A 274-nucleotide genomic window follows, 5' to 3' on the forward strand; every position below is an offset into this window, starting at 1 on the left:
TTTTGAAGGTAAAGGCTTTCGCCAGCAGCGGAATATCTTCCGGACGCTCGCGTAGTGGCGGCAGGTGAATCGGGAATACGTTCAGGCGGTAATAGAGATCGCTACGGAACTCACGGTCGGCGACCATTTTTTTCAGATCGCGGTTAGTCGCGGCGATTAGACGCACGTCCGTCTGAATGATTTTGTTGCTGCCGAGACGTTCAAACTCCTGTTCCTGCAATACACGCAGCAACTTCGGCTGTAACTCCAGTGGCATATCGCCCACTTCGTCGAG

1 protein-coding gene is annotated in these 274 nt (G+C 53.3%); it reads right to left on the reverse strand.

The window, feature by feature from the left end; all coding sequences use genetic code 11:
- Nucleotides 1-274 (reverse strand): sigma 54-interacting transcriptional regulator (locus FN960_RS24040; RefSeq protein WP_185971145.1); only part of this gene is annotated, 274 nt, incomplete at both ends.

Origin of the sequence: Alkalicoccobacillus porphyridii, from assembly GCF_007293315.1 — a bacterium.
Classification (GTDB): domain Bacteria; phylum Bacillota; class Bacilli; order Bacillales; family Bacillaceae_D; genus Alkalicoccobacillus; species Alkalicoccobacillus porphyridii.